The organism is Erysipelotrichaceae bacterium 66202529, from assembly GCA_017161075.1.
Classification (GTDB): Bacteria; Bacillota_I; Bacilli_A; order Erysipelotrichales; family Erysipelotrichaceae; genus Clostridium_AQ.
Genome location: CP046174.1, coordinates 2,716,907 through 2,733,155, shown reverse-complemented (window position 1 = coordinate 2,733,155; position 16,249 = coordinate 2,716,907). Strand labels below are relative to the sequence as shown.

Genomic DNA, 16,249 nt, shown 5'->3' with positions numbered 1-16,249 from the left:
TTGCCTGTATTGCCTATAGTCTTTTCTTTGTTGATCAGGTTTCTGTAGCCTTATCCTGGATTCTGTTTTCCTGCTTTCTTCTCTATCTGTATAGGGAATGTCAGCAGAATGCGAAGGAGCGCATAAGGCTGGTAATCGGAGCTTATTTGCTGAGTGCGCTGCTGAGTGCAGTATTTATCGGCATAGGAGAAGGCGTACGCGGATATTTTATATGGGATAGTGTATTACAGGGAGTTATGGTTTATCTGGCGCTTGGTCTGGTAATTCTTACTGCATTTCTGATTCTGCAGGAATTTCTTCCTAAGCTTGCACAGGTGGTATTGCTGATTCTTGCGGGCCTGTACGTTATCAATAACGGGCTCTTCAGCTATATGCTTTCTCCTTCCATTGTAATGATGGGGAAGGCGGCAACAGATTATATTCTGCCATGGGATCTGATGGGCATTGCACTGGGGATATTCCTTGTAGAGCTCATCGTATTTGCCGGTATTCAAATCTTTCGCAAGTATTGGCAGAAATACTAATCCTATGGTAATAGTTATCAGCATATGAAAAAAGCTGCGTGCAATGTGATATCATGCGTGCGCAGCTTTTTTATATTTACATTATCGGAATTCTAATGCTTTTTCTGTGTTGTCAGATGCTCATCCATCAGCCGTTGGATACCGGCAGGTTCCGGATCAATGTAAATCGTTTTGTAGCTGGATAAGGAAACGAAGCTGCCCTTATTGCCGGGTATTTTCTTCAGCTGCCGAATATTGCAGTAATTCACAGGGACGCTGGAGGAATAACGGCCGTTGCTATACCAGGCGGCAAGCATAGCGGCATTGCGCAGTATTTCTTCCTTTGGATGTTCGCATGTTATGACGACATGGGCACCATGCAGATCCTTGGCATGCAGCCAGGTATCGCTTTTTTTCCCTAACCGCCAGGTAACATAATCATTTTGTAAATTGTTTTTGCCGACATAAACAAGCACATCATCAAAGACAAAGGTTTCATAATGCGGAAGCTCCTGCTTCTTTTTCTTGCGAATCCGTGTTCTGGCAGCCTTGACATAGCCCTGTCTGGCAAGCTCTTCACGTATCTCCATAGCATCCTGCACGGTTGCCTGTTCCAGCTGTACCTCCATGGACTCAAAATAACGGATTTCCTTTTCACACAGCGCAATCTGTTCCTGAAGAATGGACTGTGCGCGCTTGCTTTTATGATATTTCTGATAATAGCGGTTCGCATTTCCCTTGATATCAAAGCGCATATCCAACGGTATTCTGACATCCTCTCCTGTTTCAAATGATGGCAGGGTAACGACCTCAGCGCGTTCTATACTGCTCATATAGGCAAACAGCAGATCCCCGTATTCTCTGTACTTTTCACAATCCATTGCTTCCTCCAGCGTTTGCTGCAGCTTGGGATATTTGGATGTGTTCTTATGCAGCTCCTTGCGTACCGCACGAAATAAATCTCCGCTTTGCTGCTTGATACGAACCTTTTCCTCTTTCTGGAAAAACAGCAGATCCATCCCCTTCATCAATGGATATTTCCGTGCTTCCACACCCAGATGTGTCAAGGGAATACAGTGGAAATATGTCTTATCCGCAACATCGCTTAGAAAGAGCTGATCAGAGGCAGCAATCAGCTGCATAACCTCATCGAAGGACTGGCCGTTCGCCATTCGGTACTGCATTTCCTTTGATAGTAAAGGCGAAAAGCCGTGAAACTGTTTGGTAAAGGATTCCTGCAGATCGATATGATCGTAGTGAAAGGGATCCTGCTTTCCTGTATGCGGTGCAGGAAGCTGGAATACGGCTCCCGGATGAATGGTACGCCGGTTGTTTTCAAAAGGCGGTATGCGCTTGAGGGCATCCAGAATGCGTCCGTCTTCATCAACCAGAATCATATTCGCATATTTTCCCATCAGCTCAATATATAAATGGCGGTCATGAATATCGCCAAGCTCATCTCTGGCTTCAATGACCATATGCAGAACACGGTCAAGTCCTACCTGTTCCAGAGAACGAAGGATTCCTCCATCGATCTGCTTTCTCAGCAGCATAAGAAAATTGTTCGGAGTTTCCATGGTTGTATAGGACTCCTGTGTCAGGTTAATGCGGTTATATACGCTATGCAGGGATATCATCAGTCTGCGTGTACCCTTTGTTGTCCGTATGGTAAACAGCAGCTCCGTATCGCTGATCTGCTGTAGTTTTGTCAGCTTGGCAGGCAGAAATTCGTGAAGCTCCTTCTGTACCTGGTGAAGCAGTAATCCATCTAATGCCATAATCTCACCTCGTTGCTACATTATACCATATATGAAATAGAATTGCTGTATGGATTTGGGACAGAAGCATCTGAGTAGCTGTTTAACCGGCAAAGCTGAGTATGTACTTTCTGCTTGGTTGTTATGAAGCTAAACAGTTTTCAGGAAAATAAAGTGCATATCCTTTCTCCGGTTTCTGATTATGTAAAAGATATGTGCATGCCGTTTTCTTGTATTTCCTTATTCATCACCTCCTGTTTCTCAAAGATTCGTAACTATTTTATGTGAAAAGCTTAAAAAAGTTGGAAACCCGTTTGACAAGCATGGATTCCGCTAGTAAAATGAATGTAAGAATAGTAAGGGGTGTGCTCATGAAAAAAGGTTTATTGATTATTATCAGCGGGCCAAGCGGTGTAGGAAAAGGAACTGTGCGTAATTGCTTTATGAATGATGAATCCCTGAAGCTTGCGTATTCCATTTCCATGACAACCAGATCACCGAGACAAGGTGAAAAGGACGGCGTCGATTACATATTTACAACGAAGGAAGAGTTTGAACAGGCAATTCATGACGGCGAACTTTTGGAATGGGCAGAATTTGTAGGCAACTACTACGGTACTCCGATGTCACAGGTAGAAAAGCTGCGTAATGAAGGAAAAAATGTTCTGCTGGAAATTGAGGTGCAAGGCGCTACGCAGGTACGTGAAAAATGTCCGGAGGCATTGACCATTTTTATCATTCCACCGAGCATGGAGGAGCTGGAAAAGCGTATCCGCGGTAGAAGAAGCGAGCCGGAAGAAATCGTACAGCAGCGTTTGGCAAAGGCAAGCAAGGAAATCAAGATGGTGAACAACTACAAATACATCGTTTGCAATGATGATCCGCAATTAGCGGCAGATATGATTTCTACCATTATTAAGCGGCACATGGAGATTGATGAATAACACACTGTAAGGGTGTGTTTTTTTTCGAAAAGCGCGTCTACGACAATGGATGCTTAGAAACAGGACTTTTGAATAATTCAACCAAAGCCTTGGCATACGCAAGGCTTGTGAATAAGCGCTTTATTCGCTTATGAAAATCCCACATACTCTGCTGTCACCAGCAGAAACGTACGCCGGTATGTAAAATCGCCCAATGTATTACCGGTGTCATAATCACGCACATCATTCTGAAAGGTATAATATGGTTCACCAAAAACAGACGGTTCCATACGGTTGAAATAAACAGCCGGATTGCGGCTGATAATCAACGCCTGCAGCTTCATGGCACCAAAGGGTGTGCAGATACTGTACAAAGCATATACACCTAGCATTGCATATACCATATGTTTCTTCTTCATATGTTCACCTCACGGCTACAGCATACCATATCAATAAAACAAAGAGTACGACAGTAAGAAATTTGTATAAAGACTGTAAGGAAAAAGTAAGAGACTGCGTTTCTCGGCAGTGCCACCAGCAGATCACAAAAAAACGGAAGACTTCCGTACAAGTGTGCACAAAGTCTTCTCCGTTTCTCTTTTTTATATGGAAATTATACGATTCCCTGATCAATCATGGAATCCGCAACCTTGATGAAGCCTGCGATATTTGCTCCGGCCATATAGTTTTTACCAAGACCGTATTCCGCTGCTGTTTTTGATACCGTACGGAAAATGTTTTCCATGATATCCTTCAGCTTGGCATCTACCTCTTCAAACGTCCAGGACAGACGTGCGGAGTTCTGAGACATTTCCAGACCGGAAGTCGCAACACCGCCGGCATTGCTTGCCTTACCAGGAGCATACAGAATCTGATTTGCCTGTAATACCTCGATTGCATCCGGTGTTGTCGGCATGTTTGCCCCTTCGCAAACTGCGATACAGCCGTTTTTAATCAGTGTCTCTGCATCGCTTTTATGCAGCTCGTTCTGTGTTGCACAAGGCAGTGCGATATCACATGGTGTATTCCAGATGCTTTCTGCAGCATGAAACACAGCCCCCTCTACAGCATCTGCATATTCCTTAATACGTCCGCGTTTAACTTCCTTGATTTCCTTCATGACATCCAGATTAACACCGTTTTCATCCACGATATATCCACTGGAATCACTCATTGCGATTACGGTTGCCCCCAGCTGTGTTGCTTTTTCTGCAGCGTATATAGCTACATTGCCGCTACCGCTGACAACGACCTTTTTACCCTGGAAGGAGGTACCGTTATCCTTCAGCATCGCCTCTGTGAAATAGCATAAGCCGTATCCAGTTGCCTGTGTTCTAGCCAGAGAACCACCCCAGTTCAATCCCTTACCAGTCAGAACACCGGTAAACTCATTACGGATACGCTTGTACTGGCCGAACATATAACCAATCTCACGTCCGCCGACACCGATATCCCCAGCCGGTACATCTGTATCCGGTCCGATATATTTGCACAGCTCTGTCATAAAGCTCTGGCAGAACCGCATGATTTCCGCATCACTTTTTCCTTTCGGATCAAAGTCACTGCCACCTTTACCGCCTCCCATAGGAAGTCCGGTCAGGGAATTTTTGAAAATCTGTTCAAATCCCAGAAATTTGATAATGGAAATATTTACACTTGGGTGAAAGCGAAGTCCGCCCTTGTAAGGCCCGATGGCGGAATTAAATTCCACACGGAATCCTCTGTTTACCTGCAGCTTACCGCTGTCATCCACCCATGGTACACGGAAGATGATCTGGCGTTCCGGCTCAACGATTCTTTCAAAGACTCCTTTTTCGATGTATTCCGGATGTTTATCTGCGACCTTTTCCAGTGACAGCAGGACTTCATCGACAGCTTGGATGAATTCTGCGTCATTTGGATTGCGTTTGACGACTGCTTCTTTTACATAATCTAGTTTAGCCATAGTAATTTCCTCCTTTAGCCTGTTTCTATTATATACGCAAACCTTAAAAATGAAAATAAAAAAATGAATTTTTTCATACTTGTGAAAATATATTCATAGGCATTGAAAAATAGAACCATAATTCATCGTCTTTTTCTGACGGTGTTTTATTCAGCTCCCATATACACTATATGACAGGTGATGAATAATGAGACTGTGTGATGTACAGGTAGGAGAAAATACAGTAGTAACCGGTATGCATATGAGAAAAAAGGATGCGGATCGTCTGTTTTATCTCGGTATATATCCAGGTGCGCATGTACAAAAGGTACGCTTTGCGCCGATGAAGGATCCCTGTCTGTATTTTGCGGCAGGGAATCAGATCATTCTGCGAAATCAGGATGCGGCTTGTATTGAGGTGGAGGTGATAATATGAACTATCATGTAGCGTTTGTCGGTAATCCGAATGTCGGTAAGAGTGCATGGATCAATGCGCTGAGTGATGCAGATTTCAAGGTTGGCAACTGGCCGGGTGTCACGGTTGAGAAGAAGGAAGCATTTGTGCAATGGGGTGAGGATACCTATCATTTTGTAGATCTTCCCGGTACCTATTCCTTGGAAAACAGCGGAAATGAGGAAAGCATTACCGCACAATATCTCAAAACAGAAGCAATCGATCTGATTGTTAATGTGCTGGATGCGACAAATCTTGGACGAAACCTCATGCTGACACTGCTGCTGCGGGAGCTGCAGCTTCCCATGCTGCTGATTTTTAATTTTATGGATGAGGTGAAGGCATACGGCATTCGTATTGATACGGCGGCTTTGACGAGACGGCTGGGAATACCGATTCTGGCATATTCCGCGTTTGACCGCAGCCATTACAAAGAGGTGCGCAAAGCGATACAAAGACAGGTGGTACAAAAGGCAGTGTTTTATCATCCGCTGCTGAGTGAGGGGGCGGATGCATGCTACAGTGCTGTCTATAATTATATTGAACAGCATATCCCGGCTTCTGTGGAAGCGGATCAAATCCGTATTCATTATATGAGTATGGGCTGTCTGAGAGGGGATGCGCTTGTATGGAAGCAGTTTGCCGCATGGCATATGGATACTATGGCATTGCATGAGCTGTGTCAGGATATGGATGAGGAGGTGCTGCGCAGGGAGAACTGCCAAGCGGTAGAGTCACTGATGCGCCATGTAGAGGAGGATCAAAAAAAGCGCTATGCAAGAAGTGAGCGTATTGATGCGCTGGTTCTGCATCGATGGCTAGGACTTCCGTTATTTCTGATCGTCTTTTCCTTTCTTTTGCTGTTTGTCTTTCAGGCTTCGGCGCCGTTGAATGATTATATCGGTTATCTTATACAGGATGTATTGGCACGCTATGTAGCCTGGGCATTGCAATGGGCACCTTCCATCGTGCGGCAGTTTCTGCTGCAGGGCATCCTTGCCGGGGTAGGCGGCGTCCTGGTGTTCGCTCCGCTGATGGCGCTGCTGTATTTTGTATTGTCCGTATTAGAGGAAAGCGGCTATATGGCACGAATCGCATTTCTGCTGGATCGTCTGATGCATTCCTTTCATCTCAGCGGCAAGAGCTTTGTCTCTCTTATGCTGGGCTTTGGCTGCAATGTACCCGCCATCTATGCAACGCGGACACTGGATAATGAACAGCAGAAGCGGCTGACGGCACTGCTTGTGCCCTTTATGTCCTGTGGTGCCCGGCTGCCTGTCTATGTACTGTTTGCCTCTGCCTTTTTTCCAAATAAGGCAGCACTGATGATGCTGAGTATATATGGCATCGGAATCCTCATGGCACTCATACTCGCACTGATCGCTTCCCGCTTTCCAGTATTTCACGATGATGCACTCATGGTGCTGGAGCTGCCTCCCTATCGTCTGCCTTCTCTGCGTGTTGTGCTGCATAAGGTGAAGGAGGAAGTAAAAAGCTATGTGCGAAAAGCGTGTGGAATCGTCTTGTGGGCCATGGTCATATTATGGGGACTGACGTATTTCCCTACCGGAGAGGTGGAAAGCAGCTTTCTGGCACAGGGGGCAAGGCTTGTACAGCCTGTGTTTGCGCCGCTTGGCTTCGGCGACCGCTGGGAATGTGTGGCTGCACTTCCCGGAGGCATCATCGCAAAGGAAACCATTGTAGGCTTTTTTGATACAGTACTGCAGAAGCCAAAGCAGGAGGAAGCAATATCCGTCGATATTGCAGGGGATATTCGTGATATTGTATACAAAGGGGGAGCTGCCCTCAAGGATAGTGCAGGCTTCCTTATTCCAGCACGTGGTTCACTTACGGCACAGGATGCACAGCAGGTTTCACATATACAGGCACTTTGGCAGGGAAGGGATGCCGGAATTAAGGCATTCAGCTTTATGGTTTATGTGCTGCTTAGTATTCCCTGTATCATGACACTGCAGGCGGTGTATCATGAATATGGGAAAAAACAGCTGCTTATGACCCTGGCTGTCATGCTGGTGGTGCCTTATCTCTTATCACTCTTTGTCTATCAGTTTTTCTCAATCTTTCTATAAGGAAAGCAACGGATTGCATACAAACAGGCTCTTATGCTAATTAAGAATAGCGGATAATTTAGAAATACAGGGAAGCTGTCACCAATAAGTGATTCAATGCCTGTATACCGCAAGCAATACTGCTGTAAGAGCATAAGAACCCTTTGCCATGGTATGCTTTCCGTTTTTCTTTTGCCGCTTTTTCCTGTATAATGGAAAGTAAAGGAAGGGGCAAATGTATGAAATTATTATTTAAACAGCGGATGTTTAGCTGGTTCGACAGCTATGACATATATGATGAAAACGGGAATACAGTTTATACGGTGGAGGGAAGGCTGGCCTGGGGACACCGGTTGATAATCTATAATGCATATCAGGAACAGCTGGGAGAAATCAAAGAAGAGGTCTTTACCTTTCTGCCACGCTTTCGCATGTATATGAATGATGCTTGTATCGGCTATATAGAAAAAGAATTTTCATTCTTCCGACCAAAGTTTCATCTGTCCTGCAATGATTGGACGATTCATGGAAATTTTATGGAGTGAGAATACGATGTAATCAGCGAATCCCAGGGCATCATCATGCAGGCCAGCAAGGAGCTTTTTCATGTTACGGATACGTATGTACTGGATATCCGCCAGCAGGGACATGCACTGCTTTGTCTGATGATCGTCCTTGCCATAGATGCGGCAAAATGCTCCAAAAATAGCTGATTCTGTGTGTTTTATCTTTCCTACCGGATGCAATGTATATTCTCCCTTTATATTATGCAGGAGAGGCTGTCAAAGCGTTTTTTTTCTATCGGTATACTTCAGGTATTGTTCTATAATGTGCGTACAGCATATATAACAGGGAATGAAATTTTTCGCATTCTGTTTCAAATTGAAGAAAAAAAGACTATAATAAATATCGTATAAGTAAAATTTTAAAGGAGATTCCCATGGCTAGAGTAAGTGAACAGTTTTTAGAAGCATACGCACCTCTTTCAATGAAAGAGCTGAAGGATCCCATCGTATTTGTTGTGGATATGATTGAAGGGTTCGTGCATACGGGGGCTTTGCATGATGAAGCAATCCATGAGGTGACCCCCAATATTGAGAATCTGATCAGGGATGCACAGCAGCGTGTTATTTTCATTGCCGATTCCCATCCACCGAAAACACGTGAATTTATTTCCTATCCCTCCCATTGTGTAACAGGGACGATAGAAAGTGAGGTCATTCAGGAATTAAAGCCGCATGTACAGGAGCTGATGCGGAAAAATTCTACAAATACCTTTACATGTCCGGATTTTCAAAGCTTTCTGAAGGAACGCCTGGATGATTACCGAGATATCGTAATCACCGGCTGCTGTACGGATATTTGCATTTTGCAATTTGCTTTATGTCTGAACGCATGGCTGAATGAGCATAATAAGACAGAGCAGCGCATTCTTGTGCCGCTGAACTGTGTTGATACGTATCATATTGACGGTATTCATGATGCAATATCCTGTAATGAATTCAGTATCCGCAATATGGAGGCAAACGGTATCCGCATTGTTTCCGAACTGGAAAGAGAGGACAGCCTATGAAAAGCCTGGATTATAAATTCGATTTCCGTGATGAGCGCAATTTAAGCCTGGTTATGGATTTTTATGAGCTGACCATGAGTCAGTGTTACTTCAATTCCGATCACAAGGATCGTATTGTCACCTTTGATCTGTTTTATCGCAGAAACCCGGATAGCGGAGGCTATGCGGTATTTGCCGGACTGGAGGAGATCATCGGCTATATTCAGAATCTGCATTTTGAGGACAGTGATATTGCCTATCTGCGTTCACTGAACCGCTTTACGGATGAATTTCTCGATTATTTGCGCCATTTTATTTTTACCGGCGATATCTATGCAGTGAAGGAGGGAACCCCGGTATTCCCTTATGAGCCGCTCATTCGCGTAAAGGCGAAAATCATTGAGGCTCAGCTGCTGGAAACCGCGATGCTTTTGTGTGTGAATCATCAAACGCTGATTGCGACGAAGGCAAAACGAATTGTCCGTGCTGCACAGGGCAGAGCCATTATGGAATTCGGTGCCCGTCGTGCACATAATTTCGATGCGGCCAATTACGGGGCAAGAGCCGCCTTTATTGGCGGTGTTGCAGGTACGGCAACCACCTATGCCGGGCAGAAATTCGGCATGCCGGTACTTGGTACTATGGCACATTCCTTTGTGCAATCCTTTGACAGTGAATACGATGCATTTCTGGCATATGCGAAAACCTATCCTGATAGCTGTACTGTATTGCTGGATACCTATAATACGCTCAAGAGTGGTCTTGTGAATGCCATTCGGGTCGCAAAGGAATATCTGGAGCCCAACGGCTATCGTTTGCAGGGTGTGCGTATTGACAGCGGCGATATGGCATATCTGTCTAAAAAAATCCGCAAGGCTCTGGATGAGGCGGGTATGGAGGACTGCAATATCGTGATTTCCAACTCTCTGGATGAATATCTGATCCAATCCCTGATTTCACAGGGGGCGCAGATCAACAGCATGGGGGTTGGTGAAAACCTGGTTTGCAGTAAATCCGCACCGGTATTCGGCGGTGTATATAAAATGAGCTCTATCTTTGACGGAGATACGATGATTCCAAAAATAAAGGTCAGCGAAAATGTTGAAAAGGTAACCAATCCCGGCTATAAAGACCTGTACCGCATCTACGATAAGGAAAGCGGCAAGGCAGTAGGGGATATTATGACGATTCACGGGGAGGCACTTGATCCAAACAGGGATTTGACGATTTACCATCAGATGAACAGCTGGAAGAATAAGACCATAGCAGGTGGCAGCTATATTCTGCGCGATTTGCTGGAACCGATCTTTTTAAATGGAGAGTTGGTGTATGAGGTACCGGATCTTCAACAAATCCGCACCTACAGTGAACAGGAATTTTCCTGTATGTGGGATGAGATTTTACGCTTTGAATATCCGCAGACCTATTATGTGGATCTCAGTAAGCAGCTGCTGGAGCTGAAGCTGAAAATGCTGGAGGATGTAAAGCATGCCGGATAAGTTGGAACGCCGTGAAAACCTGCTGAAGAAGGTTCTCTATATCTGTGCGGCAATTTATATCGTTACACTGGTATATGCCCTGTATCACAACTTCATGATTCAGGACTATAATGCACTTGGAATGGGCTTTGTGGCGATGCTGACACCACTGATTGTACCAGTGGCATTCAAGCTGCTGCATTTTAAGCCGGTTTATGAAATCTATATCGTATCGACGGTTTTTACGTATTTCGCATCACTGATCGGAAGCAGCTATCACTGGTATTCCTATCTGGGCTTTGATAAGGTACTGCATTTTTCAAGTGGCTGGTTCATTACCACACTGGCGGTAATTTTGTATTTTTATCTGAAAAAGACCAATACCTTTCCGGATAAGAAGGATTATCATGTGTTTCTGGTGTTTATCAATGCGGTGAATATCGCGGTTGGAGAAATTTGGGAATTTTATGAGTATGCCATGCTGATCTTCTTCAACAATGACTGTATCAATCACTATACGCAAGGAGTGCATGATACAATAACCGATGTTTTATGTGCAACTGTGGCAGGTATCCTGTTGACACTGCTGATTATGCGCTATCATAAAACAGGCAAGGGAAATTTCTTTACAAACGTTTATGAGAAATTTTATGAGCGTAATATTGCGGGAAAATAGACAGAAACAGACAAATTTCGGTCAATCGGAATTTACAGCTGCCGCTGTATCATATTTTCACATATACTATTATTAAAATGGAAGCAGAGTAAAGCTTCTGTTTTTATAGTCCTGTGGAAAATGCGTAGTGAAATGAATTGCACAGCGAACAAGTTCACTGTATAATATTAGAGTAAGGTAAGGAGAGAACATAATGAAATGTAAGCAATGTGGTGCAGAGATTGAAAACAGCAGATGCTGTCCATACTGCGGCAGTGAGAATACAGATTACGATGTAGCGATGGATGCAGTGCAGCAGGAAGCAGTAAGACAGAAGAAAACAGAGCAGGGAAAAGGACGAGAAATTCATGACAGTGATAAAAGCAAAATGGTGACGTTTTTGCTTGCCTTGTTCAGCGGTCCCCTGGGCCTTCATAATTTTTATACGGGAAAATGGGGACGTGCGTTGCTATATATGGTAACTATGGGTTTTTTTATGCTTGGCTGGTTTTATGACCTGTTCATGATAGCTACCAATAAATTTAAGGATGCAAACGGTGATTATATTGTACGATAGGAGGATAAGCTAATGGGATTCAGTGATCTTTTGATGGGGCAATTTATTGATGTAATTGAAAATGATAGGGACATGAATAACCTGATTGTTTTAAAATATCAGAGAAATAGCCGTGATAATGAAATTAAGCAGGGGGCAAAGCTAATTGTCAGAGAAAGTCAGGCTGCAGTATTTATGAACAAGGGGGAACTGGCAGATGTATTTTCCGCAGGCTCCTATACACTGAATACGGAGAACCTGCCGATTCTTTCCACACTGCAGAGCTGGAAATACGGCTTTCGCTCCCCGATTATCAGTGATCTGTTTTTTGTCAGCCTAAAGGCACTGACAGATAACAAGTGGGGAACGAAGAACCCGTTTATCATAGAGGATCCTACTTTCGGTGTGGTTCGAGTACGCGGTTTTGGAACATTCTCTCTACGGGTTGTGGATGTTGAGAAGTTCATGCGCGAACTGGTTGGTGTACAGATGATCTATCAGACAGAGGATGTAATTGAGTTTGTACGTTCAATTGTGATTGAAAGTCTGATTGATGTCATCGCCGAGGAAAAAATACGTGTTGTAGAGCTAGCAAGCAAGCTTCGTGAGATTTCCGAAGCTGCCAGAGACAGTGCGAATGAGAAAATGGAAACGATGGGAATCAGTCTGCTGATGATCAATATTGAAAATATCTCGCTTCCCGAGGAGGTTGAGAAATTTATCGATGAGCAGTCAGGAATCAATTTAGTCAGTGGAAATATGCAGAATTTCCAGCAGTGGCAGCAGTCTCGGGCAATGCGGGATGCAGCACAGCAAAGCGGAGGTATTGCAGGACTTGGCGCAGGATTTGCCTTTGCCCAGCAGATGAATACCGCTGCTGCACAGCCGCAGGAGTCGGTTGTCAAGGAAGTGATTCGTATCAAATGTCCGAACTGCGGAGAACTGAATAAGGAGGAGGCTAAATTCTGCTGTGAATGCGGGGCCTCTCTTATTACGAAGAAATACTGCCCGCAGTGCGGGGAGGAAGTAGAGGCGGATAGTAAATTTTGCAGTACCTGCGGACAGAAATTGTAAGCCAGTAACAGTGTTACCAAAGCCTTGTACAGGAACCATAGAAAAGAAAAGGAGTGTTTTTTCGCCGTTAGGAAGCAGCGGCAAAGAAATACTCCTTTTGTATACAGGTAGAAGCGGAAAGCCGATTTATCTATGATGTCTGTAATATGACACTGTATTAAAACCAAAGTATTCAAAAAATGTGACAAAGCTGCGCATTAACACCGCCATCTATTTAGCGGCTATCAGTACTCTGTTTTTCAGCATCCTCTTCACGAAAGGTTTTCAACCCTGGATCCTGCGGCTGTAAGGCGTGTTCCCTCCGCTTTTTTTCTTCCAGTAATGCAGGCATGATATCCGCTGCCATTTCCGGCTCCTCATCCGGCAGCAGAAGCCCCTGGAAAAACAGCTTCATATTCTGATAGCAGGTCCAGCTGACACCTTCATCCATCAATAGGCGGTGATGCCCTTCATGCAAAAGAATCAGCTTTTTGCGGGTATGGGGCAGCTTGTTATAAGCCCATAAGGAGCTTTTTACAGAAATGACCTCATCCATATCCCCATGAATCATACAGACCGGACATTCCACGAAGCCGATATATTTTTTCAGATTCTTGACAAGCTCGGTAAAGGCGCCGTAAAAGGAACGCGGGAGCTGTATTTCCTCCTTTTTTTCATTTCCCATCAGCGTAGATGCGGATTTCGTAATGACACCGGTGATGATATCCACATTCATATAGCTGAACGCAGGAGCCAGAAGCAGCAGCCGTTTCACAGAGCAAACGACAGCCAGGTAGGAGGCAATGACACCTCCCATGGAAAAGCCTGCCAGGTAGATATCTCTGCCGCTGTCCTTATAGGAATCGACAACCTCCTTGGCTCTGGATACCCACTGCATCCAGTCATGATCCTGTTCGTCAAACAGATCATACATATCAAACTGCACAATATCAAAGCCGTCCTGCCGACCCCATTGTGCAAAATTATCAAACTCGTTGCTGCGCCTTCTGCCATAGCCGTGAATGGTTATGATCACCGGTTTTTGTTCCGTAAGCGATGGTTCTTCTTTTTTTAACAGATGTTTCAGCCAATCCAGCATATATCTCACCTCTTCCTGTTCAATTATATCATAATTCTTTTCCCATCCGGTGATTTTTGACGTATAATAAGAGAAGTCAATGCGAGGGATGTCTGCTATGAAACATGCTACACTGCTAATCATAAATCTGGAAAGGGTATATACCATGGATAAGGTCAACGGACTTCCCGTTGTTTTTCAGCATGCCTTTATTGCGGTTCATCATGATAAAATCCTTGCGGTAGGCTGTGGCCATTGGCAGGAATATGCAGATAAGGATACAAGGATTCTGGATGGCAGAGGACACATTGCAGTGCCTGGATTTATCGAGGTAGAAGCGCAGCTGACTCCCCTTGATAAACGGGACAGTGTTCGCCTGCAATTAGAGGAATGTATGCAGTATATGCATCATGGGACACTGACGCTGGCTCATCCGGCACTGTATCCCTCTCTTACCGCACAGCCGTATATTGAAATTACAAATCCGATGAGTAAACAGCTTCCAATCGTCTATCCGTATGTGGAGCTGGAAAAAAAGAAGCGGACATATAGCGGCAGGTTTTGTATCAGCGCTGCTGGGAAATATCCCATCCACGATCAGTTGAGTGCTGCACAGCTATTGGGTATTGCAGAGCGCTATGACAGCTGGCAGCTGCTACAGGCACTGACCTGCTGGCCGGCACAGGCGCTCAACCGAAAGGAGCTGGGCTGTATTCACAGACATGCGCAGGCTGATATTCTGTTGTTTGCACATAGCGATATTCACGCTCTGTTTCATACGCTTGGGGCACAGCACCTTTCCCAGGTGATAAAAAAAGGCATCCGCGTCTTTCCAAATATTCTTATTTCATGAGGAAATTCGACAGTTTTCCGGTTTCTTATCATATAGTATGGTAGAGAGGTGAAAACAATGGAAATCATTCAACATGAACAACAGAAGCATAATATTCTCCTGACCTCGGATTATTGTCCGAATCAGGCGATGATCAATGAATTTCAAACCATTTTTTTTACATGCAAGCTGCAGCGGATCGAGCTGTGCGGAAAGGAGCTTAAAGACTTTATCGTTGATGACGGCGCAAGGTTTATAAAGCTGCATGTGACAATACGGAATATAACCAATGAAATCCTGACCATGTATAAGGATGACTTCATGATAACCTTTGATAATGAGGGCCCCTTTGAGGCAGAGGATAATTTTGGTATCCGCAATCAGCTGCCAGATGAATATGCCCTGAAGCCGCAGGAGGAAATCAACGGCTGTCTAATTTTCATCATAGCTTCTTCAACAAAGAAAATTATGCTGAGCTATACGGAATATTTTGATGATGAGAGCGAAGGAAAGACATATAAGCTGAAATATAAGATCGGCTGATAGCAGGATATACAAATGCAGTAGGATAAGAAAAAAGGCTGTGCCTTACAGATAAGGTGGTTCTGGCATTCGCAGCTGCAATCATGAAAAGATACATAGCATTGTCACAGTGGTGATGCTATGTTTTTATAATTTGGAGGTAAGGGTATTTTAATGAGTGAATAAACATATCAATACGAAATAATCTAAGGATTATGCAGTTGTAAACCGCTTGTTTACAGGATATAATAGGCATAAAGGAACAGGAACTGATACTATGCGGGCATTGCCAATTGGAATAGAAAATTTCAAAGAGCTGATAGATAAGGATTATTATTATGTGGATAAAACTTTATTTATTAGGGATGTGTTAAAACAGAAGGTGGCACTATACACACGGACGCGCCGATTTCACCGAAATAGTGTCGATACCTTTGGTATCCGACAAGAGGCGCGCTAGTAGCGGGTAAAACCTTAAACATGAGCAGGCGGTGCCCGCTCAGGCGTGCTCTATTATTTCTTTTCCATCAGACAAATGGAAAATGCTTATTTGTTTAACGGATTGAAAATATCAGAACATGAGAAAGTAATGCTATATCAGAACAGGTATCCGGTAATTTTTTTGTCATTAAAGGATATGAAGGATATATCCTTTCAGGATCAACTGAATAGCTTTCAGATAATTTTAAGTGAAATCATAAGTAAGAATGAGGAATTATTAACTAGTGAGTATTTGGATGAAATGGATATAAATTTATTAAAGCAGTACAAAGCAGGAACAGTAAATAAGGCACAGCTTCAGAATGGCTTAAGATTTTTGAGCATGTGTCTGGAAAAACACTGGCGGCAAAAGGTTATCCTTCTGATTGATGAATAGGCGGTGCCCACCCATG

At 44.1% G+C, this 16,249-nt stretch carries 17 protein-coding genes and 1 pseudogene; 14 read left to right on the top strand and 4 right to left on the bottom strand.

Annotated elements, in window-relative coordinates; all coding sequences use genetic code 11:
- Positions 1 to 278: 278 nt before the first annotated feature.
- Positions 279 to 524, top strand: a complete 246-nt coding sequence (locus GKZ87_13045; protein ID QSI27964.1) for a hypothetical protein — start codon at positions 279 to 281, stop codon at positions 522 to 524.
- 92 nt (positions 525 to 616) lie between these two features.
- Here GKZ87_13045 and GKZ87_13040 read toward each other — a convergent pair whose 3' ends face one another.
- A complete protein-coding gene (locus tag GKZ87_13040; protein QSI26348.1) occupies positions 617 to 2,281 on the bottom strand; it encodes a DUF814 domain-containing protein in 1,665 nt (554 codons plus the stop codon).
- Positions 2,282 to 2,631: 350 nt separating this feature from the next.
- Here GKZ87_13040 and GKZ87_13035 point away from each other — a divergent pair, with 350 nt between their 5' ends.
- A complete protein-coding gene (locus GKZ87_13035) occupies positions 2,632 to 3,204 on the top strand; it encodes a guanylate kinase (GenBank protein ID QSI26347.1) in 573 nt (190 codons plus the stop codon).
- Positions 3,205 to 3,332: 128 nt separating this feature from the next.
- Here GKZ87_13035 and GKZ87_13030 read toward each other — a convergent pair whose 3' ends face one another.
- Complete coding sequence (locus tag GKZ87_13030; protein QSI26346.1) at positions 3,333 to 3,602, bottom strand: hypothetical protein; 270 nt, start codon at positions 3,600 to 3,602, stop codon at positions 3,333 to 3,335.
- A 194-nt stretch (positions 3,603 to 3,796) separates the two neighbouring features.
- Positions 3,797 to 5,128: an NADP-specific glutamate dehydrogenase gene (locus GKZ87_13025; GenBank protein QSI26345.1), complete on the bottom strand. Its 1,332-nt coding sequence runs from the start codon at positions 5,126 to 5,128 to the stop codon at positions 3,797 to 3,799.
- 187 nt (positions 5,129 to 5,315) lie between these two features.
- On the opposite strand from GKZ87_13025, the gene GKZ87_13020 reads away from it, so the two are divergent.
- The 8 genes and pseudogenes from GKZ87_13020 to GKZ87_12985 all read left to right on the top strand — a co-directional run bounded on the left by GKZ87_13020 (position 5,316) and on the right by GKZ87_12985 (position 12,945).
- Entirely contained in the window at positions 5,316 to 5,543 is a 228-nt protein-coding gene (locus GKZ87_13020) for a ferrous iron transport protein A (GenBank protein ID QSI26344.1), read from the top strand.
- Complete coding sequence (gene feoB / locus GKZ87_13015; GenBank protein QSI26343.1) at positions 5,540 to 7,651, top strand: ferrous iron transport protein B; 2,112 nt, start codon at positions 5,540 to 5,542, stop codon at positions 7,649 to 7,651. Before GKZ87_13020 ends, feoB begins: the two co-directional genes overlap by 4 nt.
- A gap of 218 nt (positions 7,652 to 7,869) precedes the next feature.
- A pseudogene (locus GKZ87_13010) lies at positions 7,870 to 8,343 on the top strand (hypothetical protein).
- A 227-nt stretch (positions 8,344 to 8,570) separates the two neighbouring features.
- Positions 8,571 to 9,203 carry an isochorismatase family protein gene (locus tag GKZ87_13005; GenBank protein ID QSI26342.1) on the top strand — a complete coding sequence of 211 codons (633 nt, stop codon included), beginning with the start codon at positions 8,571 to 8,573 and terminating at the stop codon, positions 9,201 to 9,203.
- Positions 9,200 to 10,681: a nicotinate phosphoribosyltransferase gene (locus GKZ87_13000; protein ID QSI26341.1), complete on the top strand. Its 1,482-nt coding sequence runs from the start codon at positions 9,200 to 9,202 to the stop codon at positions 10,679 to 10,681. The genes GKZ87_13005 and GKZ87_13000 overlap by 4 nt, the downstream gene beginning before the upstream one ends.
- The gene (locus tag GKZ87_12995; protein ID QSI26340.1) at positions 10,671 to 11,336 is read left to right on the top strand and encodes a hypothetical protein; all 666 of its coding nucleotides are present in this window, start codon (positions 10,671 to 10,673) and stop codon (positions 11,334 to 11,336) included. The genes GKZ87_13000 and GKZ87_12995 overlap by 11 nt, the downstream gene beginning before the upstream one ends.
- Positions 11,337 to 11,529: 193 nt before the next feature.
- Positions 11,530 to 11,892, top strand: a complete 363-nt coding sequence (locus GKZ87_12990; GenBank protein ID QSI26339.1) for an NINE protein — start codon at positions 11,530 to 11,532, stop codon at positions 11,890 to 11,892.
- Positions 11,893 to 11,904: 12 nt separating this feature from the next.
- Positions 11,905 to 12,945, top strand: a complete 1,041-nt coding sequence (locus GKZ87_12985; protein QSI26338.1) for a zinc-ribbon domain-containing protein — start codon at positions 11,905 to 11,907, stop codon at positions 12,943 to 12,945.
- A gap of 214 nt (positions 12,946 to 13,159) precedes the next feature.
- On the opposite strand, the gene GKZ87_12980 is transcribed toward GKZ87_12985, so the two are convergent.
- Complete coding sequence (locus GKZ87_12980; protein ID QSI26337.1) at positions 13,160 to 14,023, bottom strand: carboxylesterase; 864 nt, start codon at positions 14,021 to 14,023, stop codon at positions 13,160 to 13,162.
- Between the two features lie 97 nt (positions 14,024 to 14,120).
- Between GKZ87_12980 and GKZ87_12975 the strand changes: the two genes are divergently transcribed.
- The 4 genes from GKZ87_12975 to GKZ87_12960 all read left to right on the top strand — a co-directional run bounded on the left by GKZ87_12975 (position 14,121) and on the right by GKZ87_12960 (position 16,233).
- On the top strand, positions 14,121 to 14,855 hold the full coding sequence (locus GKZ87_12975) for an imidazolonepropionase (GenBank protein ID QSI26336.1): 735 nt from the start codon (positions 14,121 to 14,123) through the stop codon (positions 14,853 to 14,855).
- A gap of 57 nt (positions 14,856 to 14,912) precedes the next feature.
- Positions 14,913 to 15,377: a DUF4352 domain-containing protein gene (locus tag GKZ87_12970; protein ID QSI26335.1), complete on the top strand. Its 465-nt coding sequence runs from the start codon at positions 14,913 to 14,915 to the stop codon at positions 15,375 to 15,377.
- Between the two features lie 256 nt (positions 15,378 to 15,633).
- Positions 15,634 to 15,816, top strand: a complete 183-nt coding sequence (locus tag GKZ87_12965; GenBank protein QSI26334.1) for an AAA family ATPase — start codon at positions 15,634 to 15,636, stop codon at positions 15,814 to 15,816.
- A 45-nt stretch (positions 15,817 to 15,861) separates the two neighbouring features.
- Positions 15,862 to 16,233 carry an AAA family ATPase gene (locus GKZ87_12960; protein QSI26333.1) on the top strand — a complete coding sequence of 124 codons (372 nt, stop codon included), beginning with the start codon at positions 15,862 to 15,864 and terminating at the stop codon, positions 16,231 to 16,233.
- Positions 16,234 to 16,249: the final 16 nt, after the last annotated feature.

Coding starts and splice junctions, on each gene's coding strand:
- GKZ87_13040 (QSI26348.1), bottom strand. CDS start 2,281: ATGGCATTAGATGGATTACTGCTTCACCAGGTACAGAAGGAGCTTCAC.
- GKZ87_13035 (QSI26347.1), top strand. CDS start 2,632: ATGAAAAAAGGTTTATTGATTATTATCAGCGGGCCAAGCGGTGTAGGA.
- GKZ87_13030 (QSI26346.1), bottom strand. CDS start 3,602: ATGAAGAAGAAACATATGGTATATGCAATGCTAGGTGTATATGCTTTG.
- GKZ87_13025 (QSI26345.1), bottom strand. CDS start 5,128: ATGGCTAAACTAGATTATGTAAAAGAAGCAGTCGTCAAACGCAATCCA.
- GKZ87_13020 (QSI26344.1), top strand. CDS start 5,316: ATGAGACTGTGTGATGTACAGGTAGGAGAAAATACAGTAGTAACCGGT.
- feoB (QSI26343.1), top strand. CDS start 5,540: ATGAACTATCATGTAGCGTTTGTCGGTAATCCGAATGTCGGTAAGAGT.
- GKZ87_13005 (QSI26342.1), top strand. CDS start 8,571: ATGGCTAGAGTAAGTGAACAGTTTTTAGAAGCATACGCACCTCTTTCA.
- GKZ87_13000 (QSI26341.1), top strand. CDS start 9,200: ATGAAAAGCCTGGATTATAAATTCGATTTCCGTGATGAGCGCAATTTA.
- GKZ87_12995 (QSI26340.1), top strand. CDS start 10,671: ATGCCGGATAAGTTGGAACGCCGTGAAAACCTGCTGAAGAAGGTTCTC.
- GKZ87_12990 (QSI26339.1), top strand. CDS start 11,530: ATGAAATGTAAGCAATGTGGTGCAGAGATTGAAAACAGCAGATGCTGT.
- GKZ87_12985 (QSI26338.1), top strand. CDS start 11,905: ATGGGATTCAGTGATCTTTTGATGGGGCAATTTATTGATGTAATTGAA.
- GKZ87_12980 (QSI26337.1), bottom strand. CDS start 14,023: ATGCTGGATTGGCTGAAACATCTGTTAAAAAAAGAAGAACCATCGCTT.
- GKZ87_12975 (QSI26336.1), top strand. CDS start 14,121: ATGAAACATGCTACACTGCTAATCATAAATCTGGAAAGGGTATATACC.
- GKZ87_12970 (QSI26335.1), top strand. CDS start 14,913: ATGGAAATCATTCAACATGAACAACAGAAGCATAATATTCTCCTGACC.
- GKZ87_12965 (QSI26334.1), top strand. CDS start 15,634: ATGCGGGCATTGCCAATTGGAATAGAAAATTTCAAAGAGCTGATAGAT.